Source organism: Bacillus mycoides, from assembly GCF_018742245.1.
GTDB classification, from domain to species: domain Bacteria; phylum Bacillota; class Bacilli; order Bacillales; family Bacillaceae_G; genus Bacillus_A; species Bacillus_A cereus_U.
Genome location: NZ_CP036132.1, coordinates 1,054,079 through 1,069,515 on the forward strand (window position 1 = coordinate 1,054,079; position 15,437 = coordinate 1,069,515).

Below are 15,437 nucleotides of genomic sequence, written 5' to 3' on the forward strand. Positions count from 1 at the left end.
GCTGAAAATAGAAAGCACTGGCCGTTAATATAGCCAGTGCTTTCTATTTTGCGTACCCTTACTGGTGAAAGTTAAAGACCAAGTCCACTATAGCTGACTCCAACTACGATTAATATGATAAAGAGCACAATGAGTAATATATAACCGCTACTAACGCCCTTACCATCTTGTCCAGCTTCACCGCCGCCGCTACCACCACTACCACTACCACCTTTACCGCCAAGTCCCATATGAATATCCTCCGTATTGTTATATGTTGCTTTTACTTTATACTTTTCTGTATTTACCAATAAACCCCTTCTGTAGCGCTGACTAACTTGCAAATCATTTCGTTGCATTTTATAATTTACTTACCGACCGGTAAGTAAAAATAAGTGAGGTACAGTATGACAAAGAATTTACAAACATCGCAAAACATTGTAGAGGCATCGTTTAAATTAATGGCAGAGCATGGTATTGAGAAGATGAGTCTTTCTATGATTGCGAAAGAAGTAGGCATATCAAAGCCAGCTATTTATTATCATTTTCCGTCTAAAGAAGCGTTAGTTGATTTTTTATTTGAAGAGATTTTTTCTGGATATCAATTCGTGGGTTACTTCGATAAAGACCAATATACGAAAGAAAACTTTGAAGAAAAGTTAATTGCAGATGGTTTACATATGTTGTCGGAGTATAGAGGTCAAGAAGGTATATTACGCGTTATCAATGAATTCATCGTAACTGCGACGCGAAATGAAAAGTATCAGAAACGCTTATTTGAAATACAAGAAGATTTCTTAAATGGATTTCACGATTTATTGAAGCAAGGTGTGGAACTTGGTGTTGTGTCACAACATGCAACTGAAGAAAATGCTCATACGTTAGCGCTTGTGATCGATAATATGAGTAATTACATACTAATGGGATTCCAGTTAAAGTATAAAGAAATTTGGATTCAAAATGTGAAAAACGTCATGAAGGGGGAATAAATAATAAATTTTCAATTTTATGTAAAGTTATGTAAAATATAGATTGAGACAATTCATATATTAGATTACTAGATTTGGAGTGGTTACATGGAGCCATTGAAAAATGAAATTCACCCTGACATGGTCAAGGTGTGGAAAACGCGTTCCTTAATTGAGCTAGGGATCAGTATTATAGTCATTTTGGCATATCTTTTCTTTATGATTAAGTTTAATTGGTGGGCTTGGATTTTCTATGTCCTCATCGGATTAACAATTGTATATACGCCGTTTGATTACTTTACGTTTCCGAAACTGCGTCAGCGTTATTATAGCTATCAATTAAATGAAGAAGAGCTTGAAATTCAGCACGGTCTTTTCGTTGTAAAGCGCGTATTAGTACCGATGATTCGTGTACAGCACGTTACAATTGAACAAGGGCCAATTATGAGAAAACATGGATTAGCAGAATTACATATTTCAACGGCAGCAACTTCTCATAGCATTCCCGGCTTAACGATGTATGAAGCTGAAATGCTGAAAACGAGAATCGCAGAATTAGCGAAAGTGAGTGATGAGGATGTATAAGAGGCAGCATCCAATCACGATGTTATTAGAATTAAAATTAACAGATTTTATACCATTAATTATTTTCATGTTTAGTTTAAACGGAAAGTTCCCATTTTGGTATTTAATTCCCGCTGGATTCGGTTTACTCACCGTTTTTTCAGCGTTTGAAAAATGGTATTACACAACATACTGGGTTGAAAATAACGTATTACATGTTAAACAAGGGCTCTTTGTGAAGAAGGAGAGCTACTTAAATAAAGAACGTGTCCAAACGATTAATACGAGTTCAGGCATGCTGTATCAAGTGTTAGGACTAAAGAAAATTAAAATTGAAACAGCTGGCGGAGGCGATGATGCAGAAGTTAGCTTAGCTGGTATTACAGTAGAAGAGGCGACTGAGCTTATTGCAATGCTAAATGAGCCAACTCCAGAAGTGAAAGCAGAAGAAACATTAGAAGAAGTAGTAGAAACAGAAATTATTACAGAGGAAAAACAAGCGACAGAGTACAAGTTAACGTGGAAAGAAATTTTATTAGCGTCTATTACATCTGGTCAATTTGGATTATTATTCTCTTTAATATTTGTCGTTTATAACCAAGTGGATGAGTACATTCCGAAATGGATAAAAAATAGCGTAGAGTCGTATGTAATGGATCATGATATATACGGCTGGATTTACATGGTAGCCATTTTGCTCGTCGTTTCTTGGATTATATCCACAATTGGATATGCGTTAAAACATGGTAATTTCACAGTAAATCGAAAAAATGATGAAGTCCGTATTTCGCAAGGATTACTTGAGAGAAAAGAACTCGTACTAAAGCTACACCGTATTCAAGGGATTTCAATAAGAGAAGGCATTTTACGCCAACCGTTCGGTTATTGTGCTGTGCAAGTAGAAGTCATTCAAAGTGAAGGAAAAGAAGAAAAAGTTACGCTACATCCTATCATTCGAAAAGATCGCGTGCAACACTTACTCGCTCATTTACAATTACCATATGAACTGAATACAAATATTATTTCATTACCAAAAGCAGCATTGCGCCGTTATTTAATTGATAGTTTCATTTTCTTCGCAATGCTAGCAATCCCGCTTACAGGAATAATCATATACTTTGGAAAGTATTTCATCATGTGGGCGTTATTACCGCTCGCTATCCTCATCTTTACACTTGGATACGCAACATTTAAAACAAACGGTTATGGTGTAACCGGAGAGCAAATTACAATGGTACATCGTAGTATTGGGAAACATACAGGACTTGTAAGAAGAAGACACGTCCAATCAATTGAAAAGACACAATCATATTTCCAGCGCCGAGCGGATTTATGTACGTATACGTTTTCTAGTGCATCATCGAATTATAAACTAGAGCATACGAGAGTAGAAGATACGGAGAGAATGCAGGATTGGTATAAGAAGAGAATAAGTGAGAAATAACCTGAAAAGGCTTGCCTAGTATGAAAGGCAGGCTTTTTTATTATAGAGAAATGAGTAGTTTACAATTGGATTAGGCTTTCTTTAGTTTAATCCATATATTAGTACAACTACAGCGCACATTTATCAATACGTATCAGAAAAAAAGGTAGCTGCTTCTATTTCAGGGAAATTCGTGGGATTTTTGATATAAATGGTATACTAGTGTAGAAATAGTATTAGGAGGTTATATATGATAAGTCAGTTGAAAAGAGAAGCACTTGATGCATTAAAAGGAAAATGGGGATTAGCGGTAGGGGCAACCTTATTACTTGGAATCCTTATTGGAGCTGTCGAACTTCTAACCACAGGTGTTTTCTCGATGTTTTGGGGCTGGAAAGAAGCAAGTGAGTCGCTTACAGTAAGTATTATTGCAATGCTTGTTATCGGTCCGTTAACAATAGGCGCCTATTATCTTGTTTTAAATGCAATCCGTGGGACTAGTGCTCGCATTGGTCATTTATTTAGATGGTTTAGTGATGGAAGTAAGCTTATGAAGTCGTTTTTAACATATTTATTAATGTATGTATACTTGATTCTATGGACATTACTTCTTATTATTCCGGGTATTATTAAATCATTTTCTTATGCTATGACGTATTTTATTTTGAATGATCATCCAGAATACACAGCGAATCAAGCAATTACCGAAAGTCGCCATATGATGAATGGACATAAAATGGATTACTTTTTATTATGCTTAAGTTTCCTTGGCTGGTTCATTTTAAGTATTCTTACGTTTGGAATCGGTTTCTTATGGTTAGCACCTTATTTCTACGCGACATCGGCAGCATTTTATGAAGAGATTTCAAAAGAATATTATAAAAAAGAAGGTACTACTTTCTAATAAACCACCTAAACCACTTATCCCCTAAAGAATATAGGGAACAGATGGTTTAGGTGTTTTGATATGTGTTCTGTTTTCGGGGTTCACTTCAGGATGAGGTATAGGTTTTTATATAGAAATTCTTCCCTCTATGTTTTATCATAGAGGGTTATTTTTTTATGTAAAAATGATAGAAAATAAAGAATAATATATGTAAAGGGAAAAGTGAGGTGAATGAGATTGAGCAAATTTTTAATTCCGTATTCATTTTCTATATTAAGTTTATTTATTTCATTAACGGTACTTGATTTATATGATAGGATGGAAAGATTTAATGAGGAGACTTCGACCATACTTGGAAATGTAATTCAAGCTACTGCGCAAATGGGAGTCCTTACATTGTATTTCGGAGTACCTATTATTTTAGGTGGATGTCTTCTTGGAGAGTTATTATTTAGAGGTATCATTTTACGATTTAAATTAAGCTATATTATATCTTTATTATTATATCTACTTTTAGCTTTTAGTATTGTTTTTATTTTTTTGTCTGTAATGGTAGGATTTCCAGCTGCATATGAAGAAGTTCGTACTCTTCAAATGATGTATTTCATGGGGATAACTATGATTTGCGCTGTTACATTCTTTGTGAACCGGAATATATGGGAGAAAAAACAAGTTAATAATGGAGTGACAAAATGAAAAAATACACGTGTCCATGCTGCGGATATAAAACATTAGAAGAAGAACCACCAGGTACATATGAAATTTGTAACATATGTTATTGGGAAGATGATCCTGTTCAGTTTAACGATCATGACTATGAAGGCGGAGCAAATAAGCCCTCGTTAAGACAAGCGCAGAAAAATTTCATTGCATTTGGTGCTTGCGAGGAATATTTCGTTGGATCAGTTAGAAAGCCGACTAGTGAAGATGTGAAGGATGCTAGTTGGAGAGAAATTTGTTAAGTGGTTTATAAAAAAAATGATATAAAAAAAGCATCTAGCAAAAGTACTAGATGCAAATAAAAACACAAGGGAAGATAAATGTCTTCCCTTTTCCCGTAAGTAATTATATCAAAAAAATTATAAAAAACTAGCTTTATTTTTAATATAATGAATGTGTGAAGCTATGAAAGTAAAAGATTACACTATTTTCGTAGTGTTTTATTAAGGAAAGGAGTTGTATAAATGATTAATTTCAAACCAGAAAATTTAAACCAACTATTAAAAGTGATGCTGATTAGTGCGAATAAGTCTTATGATGCGATTAAAGATTATGAATTTACGGGAGAAGCGGTAGCATTCCGTATAGATTTTGAGTATATAGATGTTGCTCTTATGGTTACAGATATGTTAGGAAGATCTGCTTCTAAATTTAACATTTTGCCATATGCTTGTCCTAATACGAATGAACTAGATTATATTCAGTTTCAGGTGTATTCAATTAATGAAGGGAATTTTAAAGAAATGCTCGACACGATGTAAGGAACTATAATTTTACAAAACTGTATATAACAACTAATATGTAATTAATAAATTCATATAATTGGAGTGATGAGATGCAGCCGTTAGAAAAGGAGATTCATTCTAATATGCTGAAAGTGTGGAGGATTCACGCTTTAATTGGGGCGGCGATTATACTAGCAGTCGTAATAGCGTATTTCTTTTTTATGATTAATTTTAATTGGTGGGGCTGGTTGTTTGGATTGTTAGTGACAGGAGCGGTTATATACATACCACTTGATTATTTTGTATTTCCAAATTTACGTCAACGTTATTATAGTTACAGATTAAATGAAGAAGAGATTGAGATTCAAAAGGGAATGTTCGTTGTAAAACGTGTGCTTATTCCGATGATTCGTGTGCAGCACGTAACGATTGAGCAAGGACCGATTATGAGAAAGTATAATTTAGCAGAATTACATATTTCAACAGCGGCAACTTCTCATAGTATTCCAGGTTTAACGAAAGAGGAAGCAGAGCAGTTGAAAAGACAAATTGGAGAGCTTGCGAAAGTGAGTGATGAGGATGTATAAGAGGCAACATCCGATTACGATTTTATTAGGTATTAGAATTGCGACTTTGTTGCCTTTTATTTTTCTTGTTCTATTTCGTTCAGATGGTGAAGTAGAGCCTTGGTATTTCTTACACCTTGTTCTTTTAGCTATATTATTCATGATGGCTATTTTTTCAGCTGTAAAATGGTATTTCAAAGTGTACTGGATTGAGAATAATATTTTACATATAAAACACGGTGTTTTTGTGAAGAAGGAAAGTTATTTAAATAAAGACCGTGTGCAAAACATTAGTACATCTTCTAATATAATTTATCAAATGCTTGGACTTACGAAATTAAATATAGAAGTAGCGGGCGGCGGTAGTGAGCCAGAAGTGATGTTAGCTGGTATTAGAGAAGATGAAGCGAAGGAACTGATTGCTTTATTACATAAAGAGAGAAGCGTTGTGAGTGAAGAGACGCTCGCAGAAGAAGAAAGTAAGACAGTTTATCAGTTAACAGCGAAAGAAATTTTATTCGCATCTATTACATCCGGCAGATTTGGATTAGTGTTTTCTATGTTAGTAATCCTTTACACAGAGTTTAATGAGTTTCTTCCAAAATGGCTCATAAATAAAGTGGAAGCGTATGTGATGGATAACGGTGTATATGAATTAATCGTTATGGCCGCGATTTTAATGGTGGTTTCGTGGGTCGTTTCGACAGCTGGCTATGCGCTAAAATATGCGAACTTTAAAATAGAGCGAAAAGGAAATGAAATTCGCATCGTTCAAGGGTTATTTGATAAGAAAGAGTTTGTTTTAAAATTACACCGCATTCAAGCGATTACTGTGAAAGAAGGAATTCTCCGCCAGCCTTTCGGTTATTGTTCTGTCGAAGTGGAAGTGATTCAAAGTATAGAATCCGCCGGGAATGAAGTGATGTTACACCCTTTTATGAAGAAAAAAGATGTACAGCAGTTACTCGCATATTTACAGTTGCCGTATGAAGTAGAAGAGGAAATCGTTCATTTACCGAAGGCTGCATTGCGCCGTTACGTCGTAATGGGCTGGATTACAAGTGCTGTGCTCGCAATGCCGATCGCCGGTGCGAGTATATATTTTAAACAACATACTGCGTTGTTCGTTCTTATACCGCTATTTATTGTATTTACGTTACTTGCATACGCTAGATATAAAAGTGGTGGATATATGATACGAGAAAATCAGTTAGTAATGGTGTACCGAGGCCTTGCGAAATATACAGGGATCATGCGAAGAAGGCATGTTCAAGTAGTAGGATATAATCAGTCGCATTTTCAAAAGAAAGACGAGTTATGTACAGCTGCCGTATCGGTAGCGGGACATGGTTATGAAGTGAAGCATATGCGAAAAGAAGACGCGCTTCGCATATATAATTGGTACAAAGAAAAAGGAAACACCAGTGTGTAATGGTGTTTCCTTTTTTGTGTCGTCATTTGTCGATAAGTCGATATATTCAAAAAATCGCTGATATAATTTGAGTTGCGCCGATATATTTCAAAAATCGCTGATATATTTCGAGTTGCGCCGATATAATTTCACATATCGCAGGCTCCGAACTCCGAAAATTAAACTAACACATCAAAAGTAGTCACGAATGACGGGCGAGAGAAAATGCTTTTTTGCTGTTCTGCATGTGGATGCGCTTGTGTCTGTCCTTGTCCTTCTGCTTGTGCAGGGCGTTTTTTATGAGCGTTTTCGAATGAACGTGATTCTGTCCAGTCTTTAAAGTTTTGCTCTGTTTCCCACATCGTTAAAATGACGTATGTATCATTACTTAATGGGCGAAGAACGCGAATTGCTTGGAAACCAGGTTCGTTTTCGATAAGACCTGCGCGGTTTTTAAAACGGTTTTCAAATACAGGGCGACCTTCGTCTGTTACAGAAATGTTGTTACAAACGATGTAGCCAGGTTGTCCTTTAAATTCTCCAACAGCGTCTAATACGTCATATTGAAGTGTGGATTCTACAGATTCTTCAGTATTTTCTTTATAAAACATATCTTTTTCGTTATTTTTTGCAGTGAAATGAGCTTGTTCTAGAGGTGTTTCGTATGAAATAATAGCCTTCATTTTAATGCCCCCTTTATAGTTTTGTCTCTATTATATCAACTCTTGTGAAAAACTTCGAAGATTATATACATAAAGATAGTCCTTTTTCAAATAATAAATGTACCATCATTTGGAAAGAAGGCCGATGTATGAAGAAAGCAAAGTGGACTTTATTAGGCGGGGTAGCAACGTTTGTAGTAGCAATTGTACTCTATAAACTTATTGTGTTAACTGGTGGCTATATGATGGATGAAAAGCAGCTTGTTTTCCACTCTTCATCACGTATCGTTGACCAGAAAGGAAAAGAAATTACGAAATTATATGTAGAAAATAGAGAGCTCGTGCCAATCGAAGAAATTCCAAAGTACGTACAGCAAGCATTTATTGCTGTGGAAGATTCTCGTTTTTATGAGCATCAAGGAATTGATTACCCTTCTATATTTCGGGCGCTTTATAAAGACGCTTTAGCTGGAGAGAAGGTAGAAGGTGGTAGTACGATTACGCAGCAACTAGCTAAAAATGTCTTTTTAACTCACGAAAAAACATTTACGCGTAAATTGAAAGAGGTCGCAATTTCTCTTCAATTAGAGCAAAAATATACGAAGCAGCAAATTCTTGAAATGTATATGAACCATATTTATTTCGGTCATGGGGCATATGGTATTCAAGCGGCGGCTAAATTGTATTTTAATAAAAATGTAGAGGATTTAACAGTGGAAGAGGGAGCGATGCTTGCAGGGCTTCCGAAAGCGCCAAATGGCTATTCACCGTACTTATCTCCTGAGAAGAGTAAAGAACGCCGTGATCTTGTTTTGTCACTTATGCATAAACAAGGCTATTTAACAGCAGAAGATAGTGTTCGTTACCAAGGAAAAACAATCGCTCTTTATAAAAATGCAGATGAACGTGAACTCGCATATATGCCGTATATCGATATGGTTATAGATGAAGCAGCGCGTTTATACGGTTTATCGCATCAAGAAGTACTGCGCGGAGGATATACATTTGTCGTACCAATGGATGAAAAAGTTCAAAAGGTAGCATATAACCAGTTTCAAGATGCGAGAAATTTCCCTGGTAAAGAAAATGGGGCGCAAGGTGCATTTTTATTAATGGATAACCAGACTGGCGGAATTAAAGCCGCGATTGGTGGAAGAGAGTATGTTCCGAGAGGGCTTAATCGTGTTTTTGCAAAAAGGCAGCCGGGTTCTGTTTTAAAGCCACTTATCGTATATGGACCAGCACTTGAGACGAAGAAATATAATCCATATTCTTTATTAACGAATGAAAAAAGTTCGTTTGAAGGCTATGAACCTCGAAATTATAATCATGAGTATACGAAAGAGATGACGATGTACGATGCGGTATTAGAATCAGCAAACGTGCCAGCTGTATCTTTATTAAATGAATTAGGGGTAGATGAGGGAAAGCAATATTTAGAGAAAGGAAATGTTCATATTTCGGACTCAGGTTTAAGCACAGCACTTGGCGGGCTAAAAAACGGCGTTTCTCCATTTGATCTTGTTAAAATGTACCGCTCTTTTTTAGCAAACGGGAATATTATCGAACCGCACGTTATTGATAAAGTGTTAAATAGACACGGGGCAGTCATTGGAGAATCATCAAAAGCTGAAACGAAAGTCTTTTCAAAGCAAACGGCATGGTATATGACAAAGATGCTTGAAGGAGTTGTGAAAGAAGGTACGGCGAAAGCTGGCGTATATAATGGAGCTTTAGCTGGAAAAACAGGCACAACTTCACTGCCGAATGATGACCATGGTGCGCGCGATATGTGGTTTGTTGGATATACACCGAATTTAGTAGGTGCAGTTTGGATTGGCTATGACCGCACCGATAAAGAGCATCAATTACAAGATGGAAATGCATCGGCAACGATGTTATTTAAAAAGATTTTAACGAAAGCAAGTATACAAGATAAAGCGAGTTTTCATAGGCCAAAAGGTGTTGAAACAATTGGACTGCCAATTCGTTTAGATAAGATTCAAAACGTGGAAGCAAAACTAGCTTTTAGTCCTTTCGGTTTATTTGCAATGAAACTAAGCTGGACGCCGCTTCCTGATGAGAGAATTATGTACCGGATTTATAAAGTTGAAAAAGGAATGCATACTCACGTTGGAACGGTAAAAGGAACAGGGAAATATGAGGAAAAGTTTATAAATATATTCTCAAAACCAAGTTTTTACATCGTACCATATAACACACAAACGAACCGTGAAGGAGAAAAGTCAAAAGTAGCTAAACCATAGTTTTTCTCTGTGTTATAATAAGAATGTTGTGAAAATAGTAAGCGGTTTTACGAATGTTTGTGTCAATTTAATGAACAACGTACATAATGTTATGCATTTTGTTTTTACAAGCTGTATAGTAAAAAAAGATAAATATCGGAATAGAGCATATTTAAAGAAAAAGCATTGGTAAGGAAGGGAGCTAGGGTCTTGGTAAGAACTATAAATGAGACATTTTTAAAAGCATGTAGGGGGGAACGTACAGAGTATGTACCAGCATGGTATATGCGTCAAGCAGGTCGTTCGCAGCCGGAATATAGAAAGATAAAAGAAAAGTATTCTTTATTTGAAATTACACATAATCCAGAGTTGTGCGCTTACGTTACAAAGTTGCCAGTTGATCAATATAACGTAGACGCAGCAATTCTTTATAAAGATATTATGTCACCACTACCTGCAATTGGTGTTGATGTGGAAATTAAATCTGGCATTGGTCCAGTTATCGATAATCCAATCCGTTCTTTACAAGACGTAGAAAAATTAGGGGAAATCAATCCAGAAGATGATGTACCTTACATACTAGATACGATTCGTTTATTAACGACAGAAATGTTAGATGTACCGTTAATCGGTTTTTCAGGAGCTCCATTTACGTTAGCGAGCTATATGATTGAAGGCGGTCCTTCTCGTAACTATCATAATACGAAAGCGTTCATGTATGCAGAGCCGAAAGCTTGGTTCGCTTTAATGGATAAGCTGGCAGATATGGTTATTACATATTTAAAAGCGCAAATTAATGCAGGAGTAAAAGCGGTTCAAATTTTCGATTCTTGGGTTGGAACAGTAAATGTAGCGGATTACCGCATATTCATTAAACCAGCAATGGAACGTATTTTTGCAGAAGTTCGCACGATGGGTGTTCCAATGATTATGCACGGCGTTGGGGCAGGACACTTAGTGAATGAATGGCATGACTTACCTCTTGATGTAGTCGGTTTAGATTGGCGCTTATCAATCGAAGAGGCACGCACGCGTGGTGTTCATAAGGCGGTACAAGGAAATATGGACCCTTCATTCTTATTAGCACCTTGGTCTGTTATTGAAGAACATGTAAAAGGTATTTTAGATCAAGGGATGAAGCAGCCAGGTTATATCTTTAACTTAGGTCACGGCGTATTCCCAGAAGTAAATCCAGATACATTAAAACGCTTAACTACATTTATTCATGAGTACTCTAAAGAACAGTTAGCGAAGTAAAGGAGATTGTCTGTATGAAAAAGAGAATTGGTTTGCTTGTAATGGCATACGGAACGCCGTATAAAGAAGAAGATATTGAACGTTATTATACACATATTCGCAGAGGAAGAAAGCCAAGTCCTGAAATGCTAGAAGATTTAACAGAGCGTTACCGTGCAATTGGTGGTATTTCTCCTTTAGCTACTATTACATTAGAGCAAGCTAAAAAGTTAGAGACGCGTTTAAATGAAATGCAAGATGAAGTAGAGTACCACATGTATCTTGGTTTAAAACATATTGAACCGTTCATTGAAGATGCAGTGCAAGCTATGCATAAAGATGGAATAGAAGATGCAATTGCACTCGTTCTTGCCCCTCACTATTCTACTTTTAGCGTGAAGTCGTATGTAGGACGAGCGCAAGAAGAAGCAGAAAAACTTGGAAACTTAACAATTCACGGCATTGATAGCTGGTATAAAGAACCGAAATTTATTCAGTATTGGGTTGATGCAGTGAAAGGTATATATAACGGTATGTCAGAAGCAGAACGTGAAAAAGCTGTGTTAATCGTATCTGCACATAGCTTACCAGAAAAAATTATCGCACTCGGCGATCCATATCCAGATCAATTAAATGAAACAGCTGACTATATTGCACGCGGTGCTGAAGTAGCAAATTATGCAGTTGGCTGGCAAAGTGCCGGAAATACACCAGATCCTTGGATTGGTCCAGATGTACAAGATTTAACGAGAGAACTAAATGAAAAGTACGGATACAGTTCATTCGTATATGCACCAGTTGGATTTGTTGCGGAACATTTAGAAGTTTTATATGACAATGACTTTGAGTGTAAAGTTGTAACGGATGAAATTGGCGCGAAATATTATCGTCCAGAAATGCCAAACGCATCGGACGCATTTATCGACTGTTTAGCAGATGTTGTATTAAAGAAAAAAGAATCTGTAATGTAAGTAGAAAGGGGGAGCTTACTTGAGGAAAAAAGTTGTGATCATCGGCGGTGGCATCACAGGATTAACAACAATGTATAACTTACAAAAAGAAATTCGTGAAAAAAACTTGCCGATAGATGCATTGCTTATAGAAGCGTCCGGTAAACTTGGTGGGAAAATTCAAACCGTTCAAAAAGATGGATTTACAATTGAACGCGGTCCTGATTCTTTCTTAGCAAGAAAAAAGAGCGCAGCTAAATTAGTGAAAGAATTGGGACTTGATGCTGAACTTGTAAATAATGCGACCGGTCAATCGTTCGTTCTCGTAAACAATCGGTTACACAAAATGCCGAGCGGTTCAATGATGGGAATTCCAACGCAAATTACGCCGTTTCTATTTTCCGGATTGTTCTCCCCAATTGGTAAACTAAGAGCTGGTTTTGATCTGTTAATGCCTAGATCAAAGCCAGTATCTGACCAATCACTCGGGCAGTTTTTCAGGCATCGCCTTGGAAATGAAGTTGTTGAAAATTTAATTGAGCCATTATTATCTGGTATTTATGCAGGGGATATTGATGAAATGAGTTTAATGTCAACATTCCCTCAAATTTATCAAATTGAACAGGAGCATCGTAGCATTTCACTCGGTATGCGTACGCTCGCTCCAAAGCAAGAGAAGGCTGAATTGAAAAAGGGAATCTTTAAAACTGTGAAAAACGGTTTAGAATCTATAGTGGAATCTCTTGAAGTGAAGATTCCTAATGATATGGTAATGAAGGGAACTCGTATTGAAAAAGTTGCAAAACTTGGTGATAGTTATACGATTACTCTTAGTAACGGAAAAGAAATGGAAGCAGACGCGATTGTAGTTACAGCACCGCATAAAATATTGCCGTCTATGTTTGCGCAGTACAAGCAGTTTCGTTTCTTCCGTAACATTCCGTCTACATCAGTTGCAAACGTGGCACTTGCTTTCCCGAAGTCTGCAATTCAGCGTGATATTGATGGTACGGGATTTGTCGTATCAAGAAATAGTGATTACACGATTACAGCGTGTACGTGGACACATAAAAAATGGCCGCATACAACGCCAGAAGGAAAGGCACTTCTTCGTTGTTACGTTGGACGACCTGGTGATGAAGCGATTGTTGAACAAACTGACGAAGAAATTGTGCAGCTTGTATTAGAGGACTTACAAAAGACAATGGATATTACAGAGGATCCAGAGTTTACAATTGTAAGCCGCTGGAAAGAAGCGATGCCTCAATATACAGTTGGCCATAAAGAGCGAATGAAAAAGCTCACAACATTTATGGAGAATGAGTTGCCAGGTGTTTATTTGGCAGGTAGTTCTTACGCTGGTTCTGGTCTTCCGGCTTGTATTGAGCAAGGTGAGTTAGCGGTGAAACGTGTGTTATCTCATTTAGAGAAAGAAATGGAAACCGAATTAGTCGCACATTAAAATAGTTCAAGCAAAACGCCTTTAATTATATTGAAGGCGTTTTGTTTATTATATGAAATACTTATTAACCAATAAACATATATAAGTTATTTGACTTTATAACGGCATCTCCCGCATAAATAACCCACTCTGTTAAGTTGTCAAAATCTAAATGATAAGAATTCCCTTCATGCATCTCTTCTATAAAATACGGTTCATTAATGAGTATTCCTTGAATGAGATCTTCCGTAAGGTCTTGCATTTCAAACCACATATGTTCACTTTTCCCTTCTTCGTAAGAGACACCAAACTTAGCGAGGAAACGGAAATCTTCATTTGATTGTTCAATTTGAAAAATGTTGCTGAAATACCCGAAAGTATTTTTTGCATTATAAGCCATACGAGCCGTTTCACTATTTGTTTTATAGAACATGAGCCCTGTAGCTTCTTCATGTTCTTTGAAAAAGCTTTCTATATATTCTCCGGAAGTATTATATTGGAACAAGAGAACAGATGGAGATTGATGGTACTCATCTCGGGCATCCATCCCGCCAAGGAATACGTTTTGTGCATCTATTGGTTGTAATTTCACTTCTTCATCTTCAATTGAAGATAATTGATCCATACTCGTTTTACGTCCAATATAAGACAAACCTTTTTCCCACGGAACAGCTACTGTATGTATGGAACCTTGCTGACTATGTGCGATAACGATAGGCTCATTCATTGGGACTTGGCCATTCTCAACGGCATTATTAGCAAATGTTTGAAAAAGATCGCCAATGCCGTAGTAGGAAGAAATACGATTTGGAATAATTAATTCTATTTCTGTTACGCCTGCTCTTAAAAGGCCGTGTGTATGAAACCAATATTGTGTGGGCTCGTCTTCATAAACGGAATGAATAACGTATAAGTCAGGAATGTCAGGTAACAACTCATTTTCAACGTGATATTCAATATAGTTTCTAGATATTACTTTCATTGCTGCACTTGAATCAATTACAAATAACAAATCTGGTGCGAGGTGCCATAAAAATTGTACCTGCTGGAAAAAGCAGCTGAGTACATCGCCTACAAATAGCGTACGAGTGAAAATTTCAGTGCCGAAAGCCGCATCTTCAAAAGTACGGTCTATTATTGTGGAATCTTGTCTATTGTACATTTTATATTCTTCTGGATCATTCGTTTCATCAATATGCAGTTCATACGGTATGACTTTTTCATCCATATGTAACTCAACAATAAGGCTTGTCTCATCACTATAAACAATTTTAAATTCATCAACTTTAGTAGAGAGAGTTTCTAGCCGCTGTTTTAGCTGATCAATTGTAATTCTAGTTGGTATAACAGCAATCATATCTGAAAAATGCCGTTCTAATGTTCCATTCATAGCTGCACGGTATGTTTCTGTTTGTACTTCCATCCAATCAACTCCAATTCAAATGAATACATTTTACATGCTGATAAAAAAATTCGGTATTTTCTGTTTTCTCTCTCTAACATTATAGAGTGCATTCGTAGAAGCTGTAAAATTATTATTTTGTATTATAGTTTGAAAGCTTGTAAATTAAATAAATTTTTTGTAAAAGTTGTCGAAATAACGTTCTATATAACGAATCGTCTGATATGATAGACATGTTGAGAAAATATGAAATAGGGA

At 36.4% G+C, this 15,437-nt stretch carries 16 protein-coding genes; 13 read left to right on the forward strand and 3 right to left on the reverse strand.

Annotation, left to right across the window (positions count from 1 at the left end; genetic code table 11):
- Positions 1 to 71 precede the first annotated feature (71 nt).
- The gene (locus tag EXW56_RS05320; RefSeq protein ID WP_215597565.1) at positions 72 to 230 is read right to left on the reverse strand and encodes a sporulation protein YjcZ; all 159 of its coding nucleotides are present in this window, start codon (positions 228 to 230) and stop codon (positions 72 to 74) included.
- A 156-nt stretch (positions 231 to 386) separates the two neighbouring features.
- Here EXW56_RS05320 and EXW56_RS05325 point away from each other — a divergent pair, with 156 nt between their 5' ends.
- The 9 genes from EXW56_RS05325 to EXW56_RS05365 all read left to right on the forward strand — a co-directional run bounded on the left by EXW56_RS05325 (position 387) and on the right by EXW56_RS05365 (position 7,263).
- Positions 387 to 968: a TetR/AcrR family transcriptional regulator gene (locus EXW56_RS05325; protein WP_002201476.1), complete on the forward strand. Its 582-nt coding sequence runs from the start codon at positions 387 to 389 to the stop codon at positions 966 to 968.
- An 87-nt stretch (positions 969 to 1,055) separates the two neighbouring features.
- Positions 1,056 to 1,532: a PH domain-containing protein gene (locus tag EXW56_RS05330; RefSeq protein ID WP_002201475.1), complete on the forward strand. Its 477-nt coding sequence runs from the start codon at positions 1,056 to 1,058 to the stop codon at positions 1,530 to 1,532.
- Positions 1,525 to 2,955 carry a PH domain-containing protein gene (locus tag EXW56_RS05335; protein WP_215597282.1) on the forward strand — a complete coding sequence of 477 codons (1,431 nt, stop codon included), beginning with the start codon at positions 1,525 to 1,527 and terminating at the stop codon, positions 2,953 to 2,955. Before EXW56_RS05330 ends, EXW56_RS05335 begins: the two co-directional genes overlap by 8 nt.
- Before the next feature lie 229 nt (positions 2,956 to 3,184).
- Positions 3,185 to 3,838 carry a DUF975 family protein gene (locus EXW56_RS05340; RefSeq protein WP_002201473.1) on the forward strand — a complete coding sequence of 218 codons (654 nt, stop codon included), beginning with the start codon at positions 3,185 to 3,187 and terminating at the stop codon, positions 3,836 to 3,838.
- A gap of 219 nt (positions 3,839 to 4,057) precedes the next feature.
- Complete coding sequence (locus tag EXW56_RS05345) at positions 4,058 to 4,516, forward strand: hypothetical protein (protein ID WP_215597283.1); 459 nt, start codon at positions 4,058 to 4,060, stop codon at positions 4,514 to 4,516.
- Positions 4,513 to 4,782 carry a CPCC family cysteine-rich protein gene (locus EXW56_RS05350; RefSeq protein ID WP_215558105.1) on the forward strand — a complete coding sequence of 90 codons (270 nt, stop codon included), beginning with the start codon at positions 4,513 to 4,515 and terminating at the stop codon, positions 4,780 to 4,782. Before EXW56_RS05345 ends, EXW56_RS05350 begins: the two co-directional genes overlap by 4 nt.
- Positions 4,783 to 5,004: 222 nt before the next feature.
- Entirely contained in the window at positions 5,005 to 5,301 is a 297-nt protein-coding gene (locus EXW56_RS05355) for a hypothetical protein (RefSeq protein WP_002201470.1), read from the forward strand.
- A gap of 74 nt (positions 5,302 to 5,375) precedes the next feature.
- Entirely contained in the window at positions 5,376 to 5,852 is a 477-nt protein-coding gene (locus tag EXW56_RS05360; RefSeq protein ID WP_002201469.1) for a PH domain-containing protein, read from the forward strand.
- Entirely contained in the window at positions 5,845 to 7,263 is a 1,419-nt protein-coding gene (locus EXW56_RS05365; protein ID WP_002201468.1) for a PH domain-containing protein, read from the forward strand. Before EXW56_RS05360 ends, EXW56_RS05365 begins: the two co-directional genes overlap by 8 nt.
- A gap of 158 nt (positions 7,264 to 7,421) precedes the next feature.
- On the opposite strand, the gene hmoB is transcribed toward EXW56_RS05365, so the two are convergent.
- Positions 7,422 to 7,925, reverse strand: a complete 504-nt coding sequence (gene hmoB, locus EXW56_RS05370) for a heme-degrading monooxygenase HmoB (protein WP_002201467.1) — start codon at positions 7,923 to 7,925, stop codon at positions 7,422 to 7,424.
- 128 nt (positions 7,926 to 8,053) lie between these two features.
- On the opposite strand from hmoB, the gene EXW56_RS05375 reads away from it, so the two are divergent.
- The 4 genes from EXW56_RS05375 (at position 8,054) to hemY (ending at position 13,798) form a co-directional block, all read left to right on the forward strand.
- Positions 8,054 to 10,171 (forward strand): transglycosylase domain-containing protein, encoded by a 2,118-nt coding sequence (locus tag EXW56_RS05375; RefSeq protein WP_215597284.1) that lies wholly within the window; start codon positions 8,054 to 8,056, stop codon positions 10,169 to 10,171.
- 189 nt (positions 10,172 to 10,360) lie between these two features.
- Positions 10,361 to 11,407 carry a uroporphyrinogen decarboxylase gene (hemE, locus tag EXW56_RS05380; protein WP_215597285.1) on the forward strand — a complete coding sequence of 349 codons (1,047 nt, stop codon included), beginning with the start codon at positions 10,361 to 10,363 and terminating at the stop codon, positions 11,405 to 11,407.
- A gap of 14 nt (positions 11,408 to 11,421) precedes the next feature.
- A complete protein-coding gene (hemH, locus tag EXW56_RS05385) occupies positions 11,422 to 12,357 on the forward strand; it encodes a ferrochelatase (RefSeq protein ID WP_215597286.1) in 936 nt (311 codons plus the stop codon).
- 19 nt (positions 12,358 to 12,376) lie between these two features.
- The gene (gene hemY, locus EXW56_RS05390) at positions 12,377 to 13,798 is read left to right on the forward strand and encodes a protoporphyrinogen oxidase (protein ID WP_215597287.1); all 1,422 of its coding nucleotides are present in this window, start codon (positions 12,377 to 12,379) and stop codon (positions 13,796 to 13,798) included.
- A gap of 64 nt (positions 13,799 to 13,862) precedes the next feature.
- Here hemY and EXW56_RS05395 read toward each other — a convergent pair whose 3' ends face one another.
- The gene (locus tag EXW56_RS05395) at positions 13,863 to 15,200 is read right to left on the reverse strand and encodes a DUF4026 domain-containing protein (protein WP_215597288.1); all 1,338 of its coding nucleotides are present in this window, start codon (positions 15,198 to 15,200) and stop codon (positions 13,863 to 13,865) included.
- Between the last annotated feature and the right edge of the window lie 237 nt (positions 15,201 to 15,437).